This window comes from Staphylothermus marinus F1, assembly GCF_000015945.1.
Classification (GTDB): domain Archaea; phylum Thermoproteota; class Thermoprotei_A; order Sulfolobales; family Desulfurococcaceae; genus Staphylothermus; species Staphylothermus marinus.
The window spans coordinates 1125435-1142736 of sequence record NC_009033.1 but is presented as its reverse complement, the minus strand read 5'-3'; the positions used below and the strand labels follow the sequence as shown (position 1 = coordinate 1142736).

At 35.4% G+C, this 17302-nt stretch carries 19 protein-coding genes; 10 read left to right on the top strand and 9 right to left on the bottom strand.

All coding sequences use genetic code 11. The features are described 5' to 3' along the window. The 4 genes from SMAR_RS06120 to SMAR_RS06105 all read left to right on the top strand — a co-directional run bounded on the left by SMAR_RS06120 (position 1) and on the right by SMAR_RS06105 (position 4584). On the top strand, positions 1-969 hold the full coding sequence (locus SMAR_RS06120; protein ID WP_011839459.1) for a hypothetical protein: 969 nt from the start codon (positions 1-3) through the stop codon (positions 967-969). After that, positions 966-1292 (top strand): hypothetical protein, encoded by a 327-nt coding sequence (locus tag SMAR_RS06115; RefSeq protein ID WP_011839458.1) that lies wholly within the window; start codon positions 966-968, stop codon positions 1290-1292. The genes SMAR_RS06120 and SMAR_RS06115 overlap by 4 nt, the downstream gene beginning before the upstream one ends. Positions 1293-1409: 117 nt before the next feature. After that, the gene (locus SMAR_RS06110; RefSeq protein ID WP_011839457.1) at positions 1410-3188 is read left to right on the top strand and encodes a V-type ATP synthase subunit A; all 1779 of its coding nucleotides are present in this window, start codon (positions 1410-1412) and stop codon (positions 3186-3188) included. Next, a complete protein-coding gene (locus SMAR_RS06105) occupies positions 3175-4584 on the top strand; it encodes a V-type ATP synthase subunit B (RefSeq protein WP_011839456.1) in 1410 nt (469 codons plus the stop codon). Before SMAR_RS06110 ends, SMAR_RS06105 begins: the two co-directional genes overlap by 14 nt. Positions 4585-4586: 2 nt before the next feature. On the opposite strand, the gene SMAR_RS06100 is transcribed toward SMAR_RS06105, so the two are convergent. Together SMAR_RS06100 and SMAR_RS06095 are read right to left on the bottom strand one after the other, a co-directional pair. Further along, on the bottom strand, positions 4587-5189 hold the full coding sequence (locus SMAR_RS06100) for a class II aldolase/adducin family protein (RefSeq protein ID WP_011839455.1): 603 nt from the start codon (positions 5187-5189) through the stop codon (positions 4587-4589). 22 nt (positions 5190-5211) lie between these two features. Beyond that, positions 5212-5922, bottom strand: coding sequence for an MBL fold metallo-hydrolase (locus tag SMAR_RS06095; protein ID WP_011839454.1), 711 nt, complete (start codon positions 5920-5922; stop codon positions 5212-5214). Positions 5923-6018: 96 nt separating this feature from the next. Between SMAR_RS06095 and SMAR_RS06090 the strand changes: the two genes are divergently transcribed. Next, the gene (locus SMAR_RS06090) at positions 6019-6693 is read left to right on the top strand and encodes a diphthine--ammonia ligase (RefSeq protein WP_011839453.1); all 675 of its coding nucleotides are present in this window, start codon (positions 6019-6021) and stop codon (positions 6691-6693) included. 54 nt (positions 6694-6747) lie between these two features. Here SMAR_RS06090 and SMAR_RS06085 read toward each other — a convergent pair whose 3' ends face one another. The 3 genes from SMAR_RS06085 to SMAR_RS06075 form a co-directional block, all read right to left on the bottom strand. After that, positions 6748-6993 carry a hypothetical protein gene (locus SMAR_RS06085; protein WP_011839452.1) on the bottom strand — a complete coding sequence of 82 codons (246 nt, stop codon included), beginning with the start codon at positions 6991-6993 and terminating at the stop codon, positions 6748-6750. 89 nt (positions 6994-7082) lie between these two features. Beyond that, positions 7083-8534, bottom strand: coding sequence for a proline--tRNA ligase (gene proS, locus SMAR_RS06080; RefSeq protein WP_052833941.1), 1452 nt, complete (start codon positions 8532-8534; stop codon positions 7083-7085). Between the two features lie 80 nt (positions 8535-8614). Next, entirely contained in the window at positions 8615-10231 is a 1617-nt protein-coding gene (locus SMAR_RS06075) for a M28 family peptidase (protein ID WP_011839450.1), read from the bottom strand. Between the two features lie 67 nt (positions 10232-10298). On the opposite strand from SMAR_RS06075, the gene SMAR_RS06070 reads away from it, so the two are divergent. Further along, positions 10299-10775, top strand: a complete 477-nt coding sequence (locus SMAR_RS06070) for a hypothetical protein (protein WP_011839449.1) — start codon at positions 10299-10301, stop codon at positions 10773-10775. Here the strand turns inward: SMAR_RS06070 and xerA are convergent. Further along, entirely contained in the window at positions 10755-11756 is a 1002-nt protein-coding gene (xerA, locus tag SMAR_RS06065) for a site-specific tyrosine recombinase/integron integrase (RefSeq protein WP_011839448.1), read from the bottom strand. The genes SMAR_RS06070 and xerA overlap by 21 nt on opposite strands. A 192-nt stretch (positions 11757-11948) precedes the next feature. On the opposite strand from xerA, the gene SMAR_RS06060 reads away from it, so the two are divergent. Continuing rightward, positions 11949-12938 (top strand): DHHA1 domain-containing protein, encoded by a 990-nt coding sequence (locus SMAR_RS06060; protein ID WP_011839447.1) that lies wholly within the window; start codon positions 11949-11951, stop codon positions 12936-12938. 28 nt (positions 12939-12966) lie between these two features. Here the strand turns inward: SMAR_RS06060 and SMAR_RS06055 are convergent, their stop codons facing one another. Continuing rightward, entirely contained in the window at positions 12967-13830 is an 864-nt protein-coding gene (locus tag SMAR_RS06055; RefSeq protein ID WP_011839446.1) for a DUF2258 domain-containing protein, read from the bottom strand. Between the two features lie 113 nt (positions 13831-13943). Here SMAR_RS06055 and SMAR_RS06050 point away from each other — a divergent pair, with 113 nt between their 5' ends. Both SMAR_RS06050 and SMAR_RS06045 read left to right on the top strand, forming a co-directional pair. Then, positions 13944-14189, top strand: coding sequence for a hypothetical protein (locus SMAR_RS06050; protein WP_011839445.1), 246 nt, complete (start codon positions 13944-13946; stop codon positions 14187-14189). A 1-nt stretch (position 14190) separates the two neighbouring features. Further along, positions 14191-14670, top strand: coding sequence for a hypothetical protein (locus SMAR_RS06045; RefSeq protein WP_011839444.1), 480 nt, complete (start codon positions 14191-14193; stop codon positions 14668-14670). Positions 14671-14673: 3 nt separating this feature from the next. On the opposite strand, the gene SMAR_RS06040 is transcribed toward SMAR_RS06045, so the two are convergent. After that, complete coding sequence (locus SMAR_RS06040; protein WP_011839443.1) at positions 14674-15318, bottom strand: hypothetical protein; 645 nt, start codon at positions 15316-15318, stop codon at positions 14674-14676. 97 nt (positions 15319-15415) lie between these two features. On the opposite strand from SMAR_RS06040, the gene SMAR_RS06035 reads away from it, so the two are divergent. Continuing rightward, positions 15416-16405 (top strand): bifunctional phosphoglucose/phosphomannose isomerase, encoded by a 990-nt coding sequence (locus SMAR_RS06035; protein ID WP_011839442.1) that lies wholly within the window; start codon positions 15416-15418, stop codon positions 16403-16405. On the opposite strand, the gene SMAR_RS06030 is transcribed toward SMAR_RS06035, so the two are convergent. After that, positions 16402-17250 carry a geranylgeranylglycerol-phosphate geranylgeranyltransferase gene (locus SMAR_RS06030; protein WP_011839441.1) on the bottom strand — a complete coding sequence of 283 codons (849 nt, stop codon included), beginning with the start codon at positions 17248-17250 and terminating at the stop codon, positions 16402-16404. The two genes, SMAR_RS06035 and SMAR_RS06030, sit on opposite strands and share 4 nt — an antisense overlap. Positions 17251-17302: the final 52 nt, after the last annotated feature.

Below are 17302 nucleotides of genomic sequence, written 5' to 3'. Positions count from 1 at the left end.
ATGTCCATGTATGAATATTCTGTAGCAAAAAATGTTTTAACAAGATTACTTAGTAGAGAGGATCTTATATCAATTCTCTCCTCACGAAATATTGAAACTGCTATAAAAACTATAGCTGATAAACCAATTGGTGCTCGCTTGTATCAAATAATTAGGAGCAAGACCTATAGTATCACTGATTTAGAATCAGAAATAGATCGGTTTAACTTGGAGAGACTAAGTATTTTTAAGCAAACATGTAGAAAAGACAAGGTCTACATAATAGATTCTATTGAGAAATTATTTGATTCAATAAATATCGCATATATTGTCTTAAACCTTATTAATGGAAGTAAGCCCTCCATAATATATCCTGTAGGTAATGTGGCGATCCTAGATCTCTCCAGTATAAGTAGTTTAGAAGAATTAAAGAACATTCTTGGAAAGGATCTGGGTAAACTCTTAGATCTAGTGATGATGGATGGTTTCAGAGACTATAATCTATTGTTTTCAGCAATAAACACATTAAAAGATCATTTATTATTGCCTTATAAAGTAAAGAGAATATATGGTTTTATACGTGATTCTAACTTGATTAAAACCTGTCTGTTAATGAAGCAGGAGCCTGTTAAGCTACCATCCTTACTGACTATGAGTCATGAAGACTTTATTAATCTATGCAGATCAAAAGATCTGGATCAGTTAATGAGAATGTTGGGTGAAATTAATCCGTTATATAAAGGTTTCAGCGAATTATTTAGTGAAGCATATAATATATCAAAGAATTTGGGAATAGTTGATTTCGCCATATTATTGTATGCTTCACATATTTCGAGAGATCTGATCTATTCTTATGAAGAAGTTATTGCTAGAACATACATTCTAATGATTACTGAAGCTTTAATGCTAAAGACTGTGTTAACGAATCTTTGGTTTAATACAAATATTGAATACTTGAAAAATATTGTGAATAAATGGTGGATTATATGACAGCTATTAAAGAAGAAAAGGTTCTAGTAATAGGAGATCCCGCGATTTGTTTAATCGGTGCCGCAGCGGGATCGGATTTTTACATTTTTAGAGATAACTGTGAGGAACTATTGAATTATATTAGAGAAAATATAGGTATTTATGGTGTATATATTGTATCCCGTAACGTAATCAATAAATGTAAAGATATTAGTTCAGAACTTAACAAGCTTGATGCGTTAATAGTTATTATTGATTCTCCAGAAACACTCAAAAAGATTAAGCCCAAGGAATACTATGAAGAACTTATGATGAAATATGTTGGAATGAAAATCAATTTATAGTAATAAGGTGAATATACATGTTCCTCTCTAAAAACATGTACAAAACAATAATTTTTAACGTGGATTAAAGGTTTTTACACAGCATGTTTATAGAAGTATATATTCGGAGGATTAAAAATGAGCTTGGGCATTACTGGAAAGATCTATAGGGTGTCGGGTCCATTAGTAATAGCTGAGAACATGCGTGGCTCGAAAGTTTATGAAGTAGTAGAGGTTGGTAGTGATAGATTAATCGGCGAGATCATAGGTGTTGAGGGAGATAAAGCCATTATACAAGTCTATGAAGATACAAGCGGGTTAAGAGTAGGAGACCCCGTATATGGTACAGGTTATCCGTTAGCAGCAGAGCTTGGGCCAGGACTCGTTGGCTCAATCTATGATGGTATTCAGAGACCATTACCTCTTCTACAGGAGCTGGTAGGATTCTTTGTAAAGAGGGGTGTGAAAGCTAAACCTTTACCGAGGAATAAGAAATGGCATTTTAAACCACTTGTTAAACAAGGAGAGAAAGTTGGGCCTGACGATGTTATTGGATACGTTGAAGAGACCCCTGTTATTAAACATTATATTATGATTCCTCCTGATACTCATGGTGTTGTTGAAGAAATAGTTGGTGAGGGAGAATATACAATAGTAGACCCTATTGCTCGGATTAATGGAAAAGAAATAGTTATGCTGCAGAAATGGCCCGTTAGAAAACCTCGTCCATACAGAGAAAAACTAGAACATCGAGAACCAGTATTAACCGGGCAAAGAGTTATTGATTTCTTCTTCCCACTAGCAAAGGGTGGTAAAGCTGCTATCCCCGGAGGATTTGGAACAGGTAAAACTGTTACATTACAACAATTAACGAAGTGGAGCGCTGTAGATATAGCAATCTATGTTGGATGCGGTGAGAGAGGAAACGAAATGGCTGATGCACTACATAGTTTCAGAAGACTGGTTGATCCAAGAACGGGTAAAGCATTGGTGGAGAGAAGTGTGTTCATAGCTAATACTAGCAACATGCCTGTAGCAGCTCGTGAAACAAGTATTTTCCTAGGAGCAACTATTGGGGAATACTTCCGAGACATGGGATACCATGTATTAATGGTTGCTGACTCGACAAGTAGATGGGCTGAAGCAATGAGGGAGATTAGTGGTAGATTAGAAGAGCTTCCGGGAGAAGAAGGATACCCTGCATATCTAGGTTCTAGACTTGCAAGTTTCTATGAGAGAAGTGGTTATGTGAAAACTCTGGGCAGACCGGATAGAACAGGTAGTCTAACAATAATGGGTGCTGTATCTCCTCCAGGCGCAGATTTTAGTGAGCCAGTAACGCAGGCAACATTGAGAATTGTACGAGCACTTTATGCTTTAGATGTTAATCTTGCTTATCGTCGTCATTACCCCGCCATTAATTGGCTTATAAGTTATAGCTTATATGTTGATAATGTAACTGATTGGTGGCATAAAAACATTGATCCAAGCTGGAGAGAGTTGAGGGAAAAAGCTCTAGCGATATTGCAGAAGGAAGCTGAGCTCGAAGAGCTTGTGAGGCTTGTCGGTGCAGAAGCATTGCCTGAAGAGGATAAATTATTGTTAGAGGTTGCGAGAATGATTAGGGAAGATTTTCTCCAGCAAAATGCTTTTCACGAGATAGATACTTATTGTCCACCCAGGAAAGCAGTATTAATGATGAAAGCCATAATGCTATTCTACGAGTTAGGATTAGAGGCTATTAAGAGAGGTATTAGTATGGAGAAGATTAGAGAATTAAAATCACGTGTTAAAATAGCTCGAATGAAGGAGATCCCCAATATTGATTTTGAAGACGCATTTAAATCCTTATTCGAAGATATTCGGAGAGATTTCGAATCATTAATGAAGGAGGCTGAGACTATTGCCGAGCTCTAGCTTAGCTATCCGCGAATCTCCCAAACTCCTTAAGGCTCAGGGTAGTTTATTAATAGCGGAGCCTATGAAGGGGGTTAGTTATGGAGAAGTTGTCGAAGTAGTTCTGGGTTCGGGAGAGACAAGGCTTGGACAAGTAATTGATGTCAGTAGAGATGCTACCATTATACAGGTTTTCGGCGGAGTCAGCGATATTGATCTGAAGATATCCAAGGTTAGATATCGTGGGGAAACACTAAAACTACCTGTCAGTATTGATATGTTGGGCAGAATATTTGATGGACTTGGTAGACCAATAGATGGGGGGCCGCCAATAGTTCCAGAAGATTACTTAGACATAAATGGTAGCCCTATAAATCCAGCATCTAGGCTTCCACCATCCGAATTCATTGAAACAGGGATTTCAGCTATAGATGGATTAAACAGTATTGTTCGTGGACAAAAGCTTCCAATATTTAGTGGTTCAGGACTACCACATAACCGTATAGCTGCACAAATTGTTAGGCAAGCAAGGGTTAGGGGTAAGGAGGAAAAATTTGCCGTTGTATTCGCAGCTATAGGTGTGAGTTATGATGATGCAATGTTCTTTATCGAGAACTTCAAGAACTATGGTGCTCTAGAAAACGCAGTAGCATTTATCAACACTGCTGATTCACCGGTGATAGAGAGAATAGCTATTCCAAGAATTGCTTTAACAGCTGCTGAGTTTCTAGCATGGAAACATGATATGCATGTTCTAGCAATACTTACTGATATGACTAATTACTGTGAAGCACTAAGAGAACTAAGTGCTGCACGAGAAGAAGTTCCTAGTAGGAGAGGTTATCCAGGATATATGTATACAGATTTAGCAACAATTTATGAACGTGCAGGACGTGTTGAGGGGAAGAAGGGCAGTGTTACACAAATGCCTATACTAACCATGCCTAACGATGACATTACGCATCCAATCCCTGATCTTACAGGATATATTACTGAGGGCCAACTAGTATTATCTAGGCAACTATGGTTAAAGGGAATCTATCCACCATTCGATATATTGATGAGCCTGTCTAGATTAATGAAGGACGGTATCGGACCCGGTAAAACTAGAGAGGACCACCGCGGAGTCTTTATGCAACTGTATAGTGCATATGCTGAAGGTGTCAGGTTGAGAGAGTTAGCAGTTGTTGTTGGAACAGAAGCTTTATCTGCTAGGGATCGTAAATACTTAGAGTTTGCTGATAGATTCGAGAAAGAATTTATTGGGCAAGGAGAATATGAGCGGAGAACAATTGAGGAAACACTCGATAAAGGATGGGAACTATTAGCTATTCTCCCAGAAGATGAATTAAAACATGTAAGAATCGAGCATATAAGGAAATATCATCCAAAATATAGAGGAAAAACATCTAGGTAGTTTCAATGTATTAGTTTATTCTTTATATTCCTTAGTTCCTCAACAACAAGTTTTACATATACATATTTCGCCGTCGACTCTAAAGCTATTATAGCATCTAAAGCATCTGCAACATCTTTACCGCCGGCAAATACTCCATGTTTAGGTATAATAACTATTTTTGCACCACTCCTAAAACCTTCTGCAATCTTCTCAGCAAGTTCTATGGAGCCTGGAGGCGCATACTCCGATACGTATACTTTTTCAAGACTATATTCTGCTTCAACGGTGCCTGCAAGCCACCAGTTTTCTAAACCTATATCTGTTAGTGATGTAGCTAATGGTAAGTGTGCATGTAGTATTGCGTGAATATCGTTTCGAACCCTATATGTTTTTACATGTGCATTAACCTCTATGCTTGGTTTGTATTTACCAGTATACGAATTATTTACAATATTATATAATACTAGATCATCTGTTCTCAACAAATGCTTAGGAATACTGCTAGGAGTTATCAATATATGGTGATCATCAACCCTAATACTTCCATTCCCACCTTTCGGATTAGTATAGCCAAGACTAACTAGGAGTTTCATAGAATGAACAAGCATTTCGGCTTCATTCATTAAATACCACCATTAACAAGCTTCATAACTCATATATGAAACCCGCACCTGCATTAATATATTTATCACTATAGTTATTTCTAAGAATTCTTCTAAACAATTCGCCACTGCAATGAAGAGGTATAACGAAATCCACTCCATACTTCTCTATTAGCAACTTTACTGAGGCCTCAACCACTTTTCTAGGAGCATTTTCCAAGTGGAAACCCCCTATAACACCTCTTATACGGCCGCCTAGATACATAGATATTATTTTTAATACTTTATCTACACCTGCATGCATACATCCAGAGAAAACAATAATGCCCTTAGAAGTATTTATAACGAGGAAATGCTCCCATGGAGGACCATGTATGGGTTTTGTAATATATGTGTTTTCCCACAGCTTTACCCAATCAATTACTTCTACAGGAGTTAAACCATTGTTTTTAACTATGCGTCCAACACTATCCATGCTATCATATGGTATGAATGTTTTCAGGAAAGGAGCTACCCACCCCAATAATTGTAATCCACCCATATGATCACTGTGAGCATGAGAAATTATAGCTGCATCGATAAGGTCTAAGCTAATATCTAATTTATCAGAATTATACTGTAAAATACCACTATCAGGGCCGAGATCAAATAGGAGGAAATTATTGTTTATTTCAACATATATAGATAAGCCTCTACGCGTCTTTAAACCTTCCATGTAAGGTCGATCATCAACTAATACAGCTATTCTAATCAAATATACCCCCATAATCTTTATACTTTATATAAAATGTTTATTTGGAATATATAGGTATAAACCCTTAGATCAGGGCTAAGAGGAGACAAGGTCATTATGAAGGCAACAATACTGTTTACTGGAGGTAAAGATTCAACATACGCTTTACATCTAGCTTATCTTCAAGGATTTGATATAGTTGTTTTATCCACTATTTATCCATTATATGAATACTCAATGCTATATCATAAACCAATATTTGATTTATTAAGACTTCAAGCAAAAAGTTTAGGTTTACCCCTAGAAAGTATAGCTGTTTATTCTCCAGAACATGAGCTTTCAGCTCTTTATAAGTTGTTGAAGAGAGTGAAGGAAAATTATGGTGTAGAAGTAGTTGTTTCAGGAGCTGTTCTCAGCGATTATCAGAGAATGAGGTATTCAATGATATGTGATGAACTAGGATTAAAGACTTATACTCCTCTCTGGAGAATTGATCAGTCAAAATATATGTTTGAACTCGTCGAGCATGGTATTGAATTCATATTAATCAGTATTAATACTTATGGATTACCAATGAAGCTTCTGGGTGAAATTATAACTGAGAAAGATGTCTACGAAATAATTAATAGGTCAAGAAAATATGGTTTTAATCCCGCTTTTGAGGGAGGAGAGGCAGAAACACTTGTTGTAAACAGTCCATTGTTTAGGAAAAAAATAAGAGTTGCTGGAAGAAAGATAATTAAGTCCCCGTATGAGGGTTTTTTTATTATTGAGAATTATGGTTTCCAATAACCCTTAAAAAACAACCTTGTTTTATAGCAATAGTTACTGCTATACTGCTGTTATTTATTGTTGTTGAGATAGATAATTTACTAGGACATTGGTTAAATGCTCTGGCTTAGTATACCATTTATCATATTTATAGTCTTTGCCAGCTATAGTTACAATAACATATTCTCCCTGATCCTTCACTAGTGCATGAATCTTGTTATCCTTAACTATAGCGAAAACACTAGGGCTCTTCTCTAATATTTTGAATCCAGCTAGCTTTGCTAATAACATTGTTTTAAGCTGTTTAATATAGTCGCTCATTCCTTATCCACACCTCGAATAAATACTGAATCAATACCTACAAATACATTTTTAACCCTTTAAAAACTACTCGTTCAGAATAAGAACCGTTAATATGTTGTGCCGATTAACGCATATCTATCAGGTTTATTATTACAAATAGTTTTTCCTTGAAGACTCGGCAGTTTTATAGGTGACTCAATTATTTCGCCTAAAACTTGTTTTCCAGTAATTTCTTCTAATTTATCTGCACACTCCTTTGTTCCATCCCATGGCGTAATAATTAATCCCTTCACACCTTTACCTATCTCTTCTGGTTTATAAGTTATAATGGTCATTTTCTTCAAATGTTCTATTGCTTTTTTCCTTAGATAATCATTGATCTCTATCCAAATGCTTCTTAGTTTATCTACCATGTCATTAATGCTTACAGTAATCTTTTTAGCACCATCTCTTCTAGCAATTGTGACAGTATTATTGTTGAGTTCTCTTCTACCTATTTCGATCCTTGTAGGTACACCTTTCATTTCCCAGAAATAATATTTCCAACCAGGCGTATGCTCTGGGTCATCATCTAAAAACGTTCTTATACCGGCTTTTTTGAGTTTTTCACTGATCTTCTTAGCATATTCTATTATATCTTGTTCATCCCTTCTAGCTATAGGCACTATAACAACTTGGATAGGAGCTATTATAGGTGGAAGAAACAATCCTTTTTGATCACCATGTATTGCAATAACAGCTCCTAATGTTCTCTCACTTACACCATAACATGTTTGATAAACATGCTTTGTCACTCCATCACTATCCATGAATTTTATATCGAATGCCCTAGCGAATTTCTGTCCAAGATTAATAACTGAACCCAGTTCTAAACCTTTACCGTCCGGCATAGCTGTTATGAAGTCGTAGTTATATTCTGCACCAGCGAAGGTGTCCCAAGGCGGGGTTTTAACAATGAAATAGGGTAGTAGGAGAGAGTCAAAGAATTTTTTATATATGCTTAAGGCTTCATTGATCTGTTTTTCAGCTTCTTCACTGGTGGCATGGGCTGTGTGTGCTTCTATAAAACTCATTATTTCTCTAACCCTTAGAATAGGATGCGTCATTTTTGTTTCATATCTGAATACATTGACCACTTGATACATTTTCAGAGGAAGATCTTTTCTTCCCTTAATCCATATATTCCACATATAATACATGACTGTTTCACTAGTAGGGCGAACAAAGAGTTTTTCATTAAATTTTTTAGTCATTGTTCCCTCAACAACAAATGTTTCACCACCAAATCCTTGGAGAAAATCTTTCTCTTTTGAAAACACTGATTCAGGTATCATTGTTGGAAAATATGCTTCTTCGTGCCCAGTTTCTTCGAGAAGATTAATCATTATTTTTTGGATCATTCTCAAAGCTTTTAATCCATAAGGCATCCACACATTCATTCCTTTAACAGGGTATCTTGTATCAACTATTTTTGCATGTTTCAATATTTCATGATACCATTTAGGAAAATCAGCGTACTTATCTAGTCTAAATCTTTCTAGACTCAAAATCCCACCCATTTCTCCAAACAAACTTATTTCTCTTAACATTAGTTCAATAATTATAGAATAAATATGTTTTTAACAGCTAATTTTCTGAATTAAAGTTGTTTCTCGCATTTCTTGCGTAGAACAATATTTTTTATAACATCTTCAATTCTTCTATTATACGAATTAATTCGTTGAATTAATGCATACTGTAAGCTTTTCAATAATTCTTCTTTATTATGATTAGTTGGCGATATATCTAGGAACTGTTCTCGATCAACGACTTTTACTCTAATTCTTTTCCCAATATATTGATCTATTTTATCTAGTTTATCTATTATCTCAATAATGTCTGCGAGGAGGTCGGATGTGAATAATCCATCTAGGCTGGGAACATATATTATTGAGCTAAGTTCTCGAGTAATAATCCGTATAGAAGCTTCTTCATTTATCTTGTTATTTATTGTTTCAAGTTTTGATACCAGGTTCCTTGCTTCAAGAGGTGCTTTATCACCGAGTTTTTCTTTAATATACTTAGTTATGTGCTTATACTTTGGCATATTATTATTTATGCATCTCACAGTGTCATCTAATGTTTCTAAAGCATTAGTTATTATATGATCGTAGACCTCGCTACCGTCATCAAGGTTTGTATGATAGATGTGTTTCATCTCCTTAAAGGTGTGAAGTGTCATTGCTGGTATACCGTGAAGAGTATAAGAGTAGCTGTCGAAATCGGTGTAATCATATCCATCATAGATTCCTCTTCCACCCTCTACTAGTTTGTTTATACAATCCGTAAGCGATGGATTAGCGTTAAAATGTAGTGGATAAGTATATATAGCATCCACGTTTACATCGGCAATTATTTTCGAGGTATCGTTTCTAGCCTCTAATAATTCAAGATAATATCTACTACCCCATATCCAGTACCAGCTTGTAAAATAGGGTGAGCCTGATTCTTCAGCAGTATAAGAGATGAAGACAAGGTTATATCCATTCCAGCTTTTCCTATATTTCTTCATGAGTTGGATAAGGAGTTCAACACCGACCATATTATCGCTGAATCCATTAAACCAGTGGTCATGATGAGCTGTTACATGTATTTCTCTATCTCCACGCCCATTTATACCAGCAACTACAGTATAGCCATGTACGTTATGTGTTATCTTTGTCTTGGATCTAAAAACTATTCTCCGAGGCATTTCCTTATATATTCTAAGATAATCCTCCTTCTTTATAGAAGCAACTGGTATAGGCGATGGTGCTCCATGACTAAAACTATAATCTTCATCTCCTATAATCACCATTCTCCTATATCTTCCTGGAAGAATATCATAGAAAACAACAGCTTTAGCACCATGTTCGTAAAGTTTTAATACAACATATTTTGAATCATCAGGATCATCTGGGAACGGTATAAAAACAATACTGTCTGAAACTTGTTTGTTAGAAACTATTTTATTGCCTAAATAATCAGCAAAAACGGGTTCTCCCTCTACTTCTCCAGATAATGTAAACGGCATTGATTTACAATCTAATACATTATCATGAAAGCTTATAGTACAGTTTATTTCCTCCCATGTATCTAGGGGAACTTTTAGTATCTTTACCCAATCGCTATATTCTTTAAAATATTCCTTGATAGCACTAGCTATTTGGTGTTCTGCTTCGGAGCCGGCAATAGCTTCTCTATGGAACTTATCCTTGCGTAAGACATAATACTCCATATTGTTTTCAACTCATAATGTTTTATTAAGGTCTACTAACAATTCATGTCTTTAAGGGTTAATAGAGTTGAAGATCATAAGTTTTCATATAAGAAATCTTGATAGTTTTCTGGAAAAGCTTAAAGAGCTAGGCTATAGTATAGAATTTGGCGCTCATAGCGTTCTCCTCGATCACAGCGAGTTGACAAGTATTACTGTTAAGAAAGAGGACTCTATAGAATTAATACTTATTGTCCATTACATAACACCATATTATAGAGCTGAAACAATGAATATTAGTGATGAAGACGAGTATCTGAAAGAACTTATTAAAATCAAGCATAGCGGTGAGAAATGGAAAATACCGGTTAATCCAGTAATTGGGGTCGTCATGACTGATAAGAAGGAATTGATTAGAATGATCAATGAATACAAAGATGATTATCCTGTTAAAGACGCTGATAAACTACTAGATCATTATAGAAGCAGGAATCCCAAATACAAATATATTCCAAGACTATTACTTGCTAGAATACTAGATGAATTAAGTAGATATAGAAGTTGAGTTCTTTTCTTTAGTGAGAACATATCCACAGTATGGGCAGAAATGTGCATCAGCTGGTATTTCTCTTCCACAATTAGGGCATCTATACGTGTTTGTTTCCATTATCTTATCGTATTCGCTCCTAATATCCTCAATTGTAACGTGTAAGTATATTTGTGTAGTCTTAATATCCGAGTGACCCAGTAATCTTTGAAGATAAGGTAGACTCAATCCCTTCCTTAAAGCTTGTGTTGCAAAAGTATGTCTTAATATATGTGGTCTGATCTTCCAAGCCGGTATACTGGCTCTCCTACCGAGCCTCTTAATACGCTTATATAATCCACTATATGTTAATGGAATTAATCTATCTTCCTTCTCCAGATTATTTAGTTTTATCCATGAACGAATAAGCTCCATAGTTCTAGATGTTACTAGAACTTTTCTTTCCTTATCATACTTTGTTGATGTTATCGTTATCGTTCTATTCTCGAAATCAATATCTGAAACCCTAATACCTAAGAGCTCCTTACTTCTTAGACCTGTATCTAGTAGTATAGATAATATCAGCTTATCCAACGGATCCCTTATTGACTCCAGCAATTTATGTACTTCTTCATCGTTTAAAACATGGATTTTTCTAGGAGGTTTTCTAATACGTGGAATCCTAAAATTTAATCCAAGCCACTCAAAGAATCTGTTCAGAAACATTGAGTAGTAATGAAGAGTTGTCTGCCATTTTTTCTTATCTTTTGTTTTAGCTTTGGAAAACCCATGTTTTAACCTATAATTCCTCCACAATATAATATCTCTCAACGTTATATCGCGTAGGGGTTTCTCTCCTAGAAATTCCAAGAAATCCTTAATAGCTGATCTATAAGCTTTTATTGTATCTTCACTGGCTCCAGCTGCTTCCAATGTAAATATAAATTCTTCTAAAATATCCTTATTATCTAGTTCCAAAATACCATCTGGAGCTTTGCCCAAATCTATTTTTGGAGGCATACTATTCCCTTCTATGATTATAGTATTAGATACAGTTTATATTCGGGGAGTAGACGTAATACTCCCAACAACATATATATGTAGGGGGGATGAAGATGCTAGGCAGAACCCTTACTTATAGAGATGGGGTATCCGCGCGGGACCGACCCCCTCTTCATCTATTATTTGATCTGTTTGATCTGATGGTGTATAATGTTGTCTAGATGGGTTATTCTAGTTCATGGAGATAGTGATGGTGTTTGTAGCGGAGCACTCATATATAGATATCTTTCCTTGAAAAATAATGTTGTAGAAATATTTTTTACACATCCAGCAGGTTTAGCAAATGATCTAGCGGAGTTTACCAGTAATGGAGACAATATATTTATAGCTGATATAGCTTTAAGCGAACATCACCTCTATGATATTGAGAAGATTTTACAAGAGAGAAGCAGATACGGTGAAATAATATATATAGATCATCATCCAGAACCTTTAAGGCTTAAACCACATGAATTACCAGGTATAATAGTTCATGATACATGTTGTTCAGCTTCAGAACTAACATATAGGTTTCTCGAAGAAAAAGGCCTTATACAAGAATATAGTCGCATAGCATTGTATGGTGCTATAGGCGATTATTTGGATGAGACCCAATGGGTAAAGAAAACAATTGATGAGTGGGATAAGAGAAGCATTTATTTCGAAGCAGGCGTTCTTGTACAGGGTTTAGAGGGTTCACGTAAAATGTATGATTTCAAAAGGAGAATTATTCGTTTATTAGCAGATAATAGGTTGCCTAGTGAGAACTCAGAGTTATTGTTAAGAGCACTTATACAAAGCCATAATGATGAAGAACTTAGAATATGGGTTAAGAAAAATAAACGTATTATAGGAGAAATCTCGTATGTAGCTGATCCTCCGGGAAGCATTGGTCGTGCAGCTAATTATGCTAGAGTTTATGGTAGTTGCAAAGTTGGTTTAGCATATGAGACCAAAGGTAATATGTTGATTATGAGTCTTAGAGCTATTAGGGGAATTGATCTAAACACTATTCTGAGGAAAATAACAGTCTTATTAGGAGGGACAGGTGGGGGACATGCTTTTGCAGCTGGTGCTAGGATTCCAGCTAATAGGTTCAATGAGTTTCTAGAACTATTAAATAAGTATATAAACAAAAACAATGGTTCTGGAAAAACCTAAGTATTCTTGTTTAGATTAATGGTTCTTTTCAGGTGATCTCCTCCATTTTAGCCTTAATAATTGATTCTGCGTCTTTCTTCGAAATTTCTATAAGTGATGCTTTTCTCAGTTCCTCGGCTAAGAGATCTGGTTTGCTCATGTATTCTTCCTTATTGTGTTGAGCCTTTAAATGTGCACGATAGGCTTTTCCTTCTTTAATAATTATCGCATCAATTATCCATCCTCCAGCATGTGGTTCTAAAGAAGCAATACCAATGTTTTCTCCTTTATCATTAGCTATCCTAAATATTGCTCCGCCCATCAATGTTTCTCCTATAGGATCAACTGTTACTATTTCGTTTCTTACATCTACAACACCCGGTTTCTCCGCTTTCTCGACTATTGGCTGAGTAGACCCCATTACCTCGAGTGTTTTCTCCTCCTTCTCCTCAGCCCATTCTTCTTCAGGTGTTTTTATTTCTCCCCTAAGAATCTTCTCTGCTTCTTCACGTGTAGGTGCTTCCCGGTACTGCTCCTGTATCTCAGCTAGTTTCTCCTTTAATACTTTCTTAACAACTTCCAACACTTTCTCGTCTGGTTGTCTCTTAAAATACTCTATTCTAAGTGTATCATAATCCCATTTTATTCTCCACTCAGAAGGATCAACAACATATTTAACTCTTACTCTAACAACATCGCCTTTATCACAGCCAAGGTTCTCTACGAGTATAATGTATAGTAGCCTATTTATCTCGGCTGATGCTCTAGCAACTTCTCTTGCAAACTCCTTATTCTTTTTAACTAAATCCTTTAATTGTGCGAAAAGCGTTCTTCTAAGCTTATTTGCATAAGCACCAGCTATTACTAATCCAGTACTTAACTCGTTCTCAATTTTTCCTATTTCCTCACTCATAAATATACACCCGACCATTACTATTATACTATTATATTATGATTTATATAAAACAATTTATTTCTCCAAAAGACTATAGTATTTCATAAGAAAAAACTATAGTGTGGTGAAAAGTGTCCGGTAAGAAAGTATTGTTTGAGGGAGTGATTGTAGGGTTTGAATCTCCGCCGGGATACTCTGATCCAGCCTTGTTTATTCAGGGATCCGTAAATAATGAAACAACATCTTTTTACCTATTGGTTCCAAGAGAAAAGCACGACGAATACATGAGGTTAGGAGTTGGACAAATAATTAGTGGTAGAGGCGTAATTGTTTCATCCGAACCCCTTGTAATAAAATTGATTGGAGATGAAGAATAAAATGAGTAATATACGTCTCCTACGTAAACCTCCTCGTATAAAAGTTTTAGAAGCTATTGGTAGTATAGGTGATCAGAGAGTCAAGGTATTAGATGATCATAGAGCAGAAGTTGTTTCTAGTCGTGGAGACAAGGTTTACAAAGTTATAGTTGAACCGGTTGAGCATAATGTTTACCATGCATATAGTAGTGATAATGGAACAATTTTCAGAGGCTACATTGGTTATCCAATAATTGCTTTTCTAATTATTAAAGGTATTATACCTATAGATAAAGAAGTTATGAAAGCAGTCACAGGTGTTCCATGGAAGGATTTGAATGAGAGATATAAGAGGTATAGTATTGTAGAGAATATTGTTTTGAATAAAGCTGAGAGAATGGGTGTTAGTAGAGAAATTATTATGGATTACATTAATATTGTTATGAAGAAGCTTGGATTACTAAAAATATACTTTGTCGAAGAATTAAAGAATAAGTTCTAGTTTCTAGTATAAATTTATGAATCCATGAATAATTCTAATATATTTTCTCATCACTAATTCAGACAATATTTTTCTAGCCTCCACCTTATTTACTCCCAGCTCTTTTGTGAGAATAATAGTTGCGTCTTTAACAGTTAATTCACCGTATTCAATCATTGATTCTCTGAGAATTTCATATGCTTTACCAAGTATTCCAGACGGTTTTTCAACCAAGAATACCTTGTTCCCCTCAATCCTGACACGGTATCTCTCATTGCTACCAGTAAATAATAACTCATAAATATTATGCTGTATTTGCTTAAGGAATATCTTAGTGTATTCACGTGGTATTTTAAAGCTATAATTGCCCGGGGTTAGTGTTATCAGTACATTTTCAATTTTTGATCTATATGGAAGTATTTCTGGTTCAAATACAATCACTACCGTATCATGTGGCGGTTCCAGGAATTTATATGTTATAATAATGTTCTCAGGGATATCGACTAAGTATTCTTCTCTAAGAATATTTCCTGGATCAATTAATAGGATCTTTTTATTCCTAGATACATGTTTTACAGCGTTCAACACTAGTATGATTTTTGCATTCATATAATGGCTGATTAACGCTTTTTTATTAGTTAATAATTTCTCATATATCTCTGTAATCATTTCTAAGAACCCTATAGTTCGCTATGATACTAGTTTTATTTTTGACCAGACTATATTTTATTCGTGTCCCACATAAGTTTTGATTGGTGTATTAGAGATGGAGGATCTTTATCTTGGATGGATCGAGCAATTAAGAAAAGGCTTGGAGCAATGGGGTAGTGTTAAGGTTCCAGGCAAGTATAGACTAGTATTTATAGCTGGCATGGGTGGTAGCGGTATTGTTGGAGACTATGTTGCTGCACTAAGCAATGTTAAGGGTTCTATACCTGTTCTTGTTTCTAAAAGTCATCTAGTCCCAAATTTCCTTAGCAGAGACGATTTAGTCTTTATTGTTAGTTATAGTGGAAATACATTGGAAACCAGGATTGCATATGAAAAAATTGCTGAGAAAAAGTCAAGAATAGTTATTGTTTCAAGCAATGGCTTATTAGAAAGTATTGCTACCGAAAACAATCTGCCTTTTATCCCAATAGTTAAAGGTATTGCTCCGAGAACAGCGTTGCCGCACATGTTATATGCTATACTAGGAGTTCTCGATTCTTCCGGGTACAGTATAGTGAGTCGCGATGAAGCTGTTGATGCATATGAGAATTTAAAGAATAATATGAAAGAAGCAGTTGATAAAGCATATGAGTTATCAAGTTTTATCGATGAACATAAAGGATTACCTATTCTAGCAACTCATACACCATTTGAAGCATTAGTTGTGAGGGGAAAGAACGAGTTCAACGAGAACTCTAAGATCCCTGTTAAAGTAGAGGTTGCTCCTGAATGGATGCATAACGATATTGTTGGATGGGAGAAACCATTTGAGAACAAATATTCAGCAATAATAATTCGTGATCCAAGCGATGATGTTGGTTCTAAACTAGTTGATTTCATGAAGAAGATCTATATTAACAATAACATACCCATATATGAGTTGGAACTACATGGTAAAACTTTTCTCGAAAAACTACTATATGGAAGCCTAGTACTTGGTCTTGCAAGTGTTAAGTTGGCTAGGATTAGAGGAGTTGATCCATTGGTTACTGAGAATATTACATTATATAAGAAGGATGCTCCCAAAATATTTGGTAGAAGTTAGAGCGCTGATAACCAAAAAGCCAGTAACCCGATCATCATGGCATATAACATGTTTTTTCTGGCTTTCTCCAATATTGTTTTATCATTTATTTTCTTATAACTCTTATAAGCCCATACTGTATAGAGTGTTGCGGCAATAGTTATCAATATGATATATAATATACTGGCTCCTCCAAGTATTCCAGCTGAAATACCTATTGATGAGCCTAGTATACTAGCTAATAATATAGTTTTTCTCGCAGTTTCCACACCATATTTTATAGGTATTGTTACATATCCATATTTTTTATCGCCAACAATATCCATTACTGCCTTCAATATTTCTCGCCCAGTAGTTATTATGAATATTGTTGTGGAGAATAGGATTGTGAAGACAAGCTTATTATTCGGCATACCAGCTAATACGTAGCCATAAACTATTGGTCCAGTAGTGCTTATTGATACTATGAAGTGGCTCCACCAGTATTTTCTCAAATAACTATATATGTATCCCACTACACTATATATTAACGCGGTAACTAGGGGGGCTATGCCTAAGAAAATATTGATTAGAGGTATAATGATTAGCATGGATATGCTGGAATAATATACTATCCTAGGATCGATTCTCCCACTAGGTATTGGTTTCCAAGGCTTATTAACAGCATCCACTTCTCTATCAACATAATCGTTTATCAGCATAGATGATGCTGTTCCTAAATAACCAGTTATGAAACCAATAATTATACATTGTAGGCAGTTTAAACTATAATTTGTAAATACGAGATATGCGAAAACAACACCAATACTGGTCATGAACGAGTTAATGGGTCTAGTCGTAATAAATAATTCTTTAAGCCAACCCAAGATATAGAGCACCCTATAATATATTAACTTAGCAATTCTTAATCAATGAAAC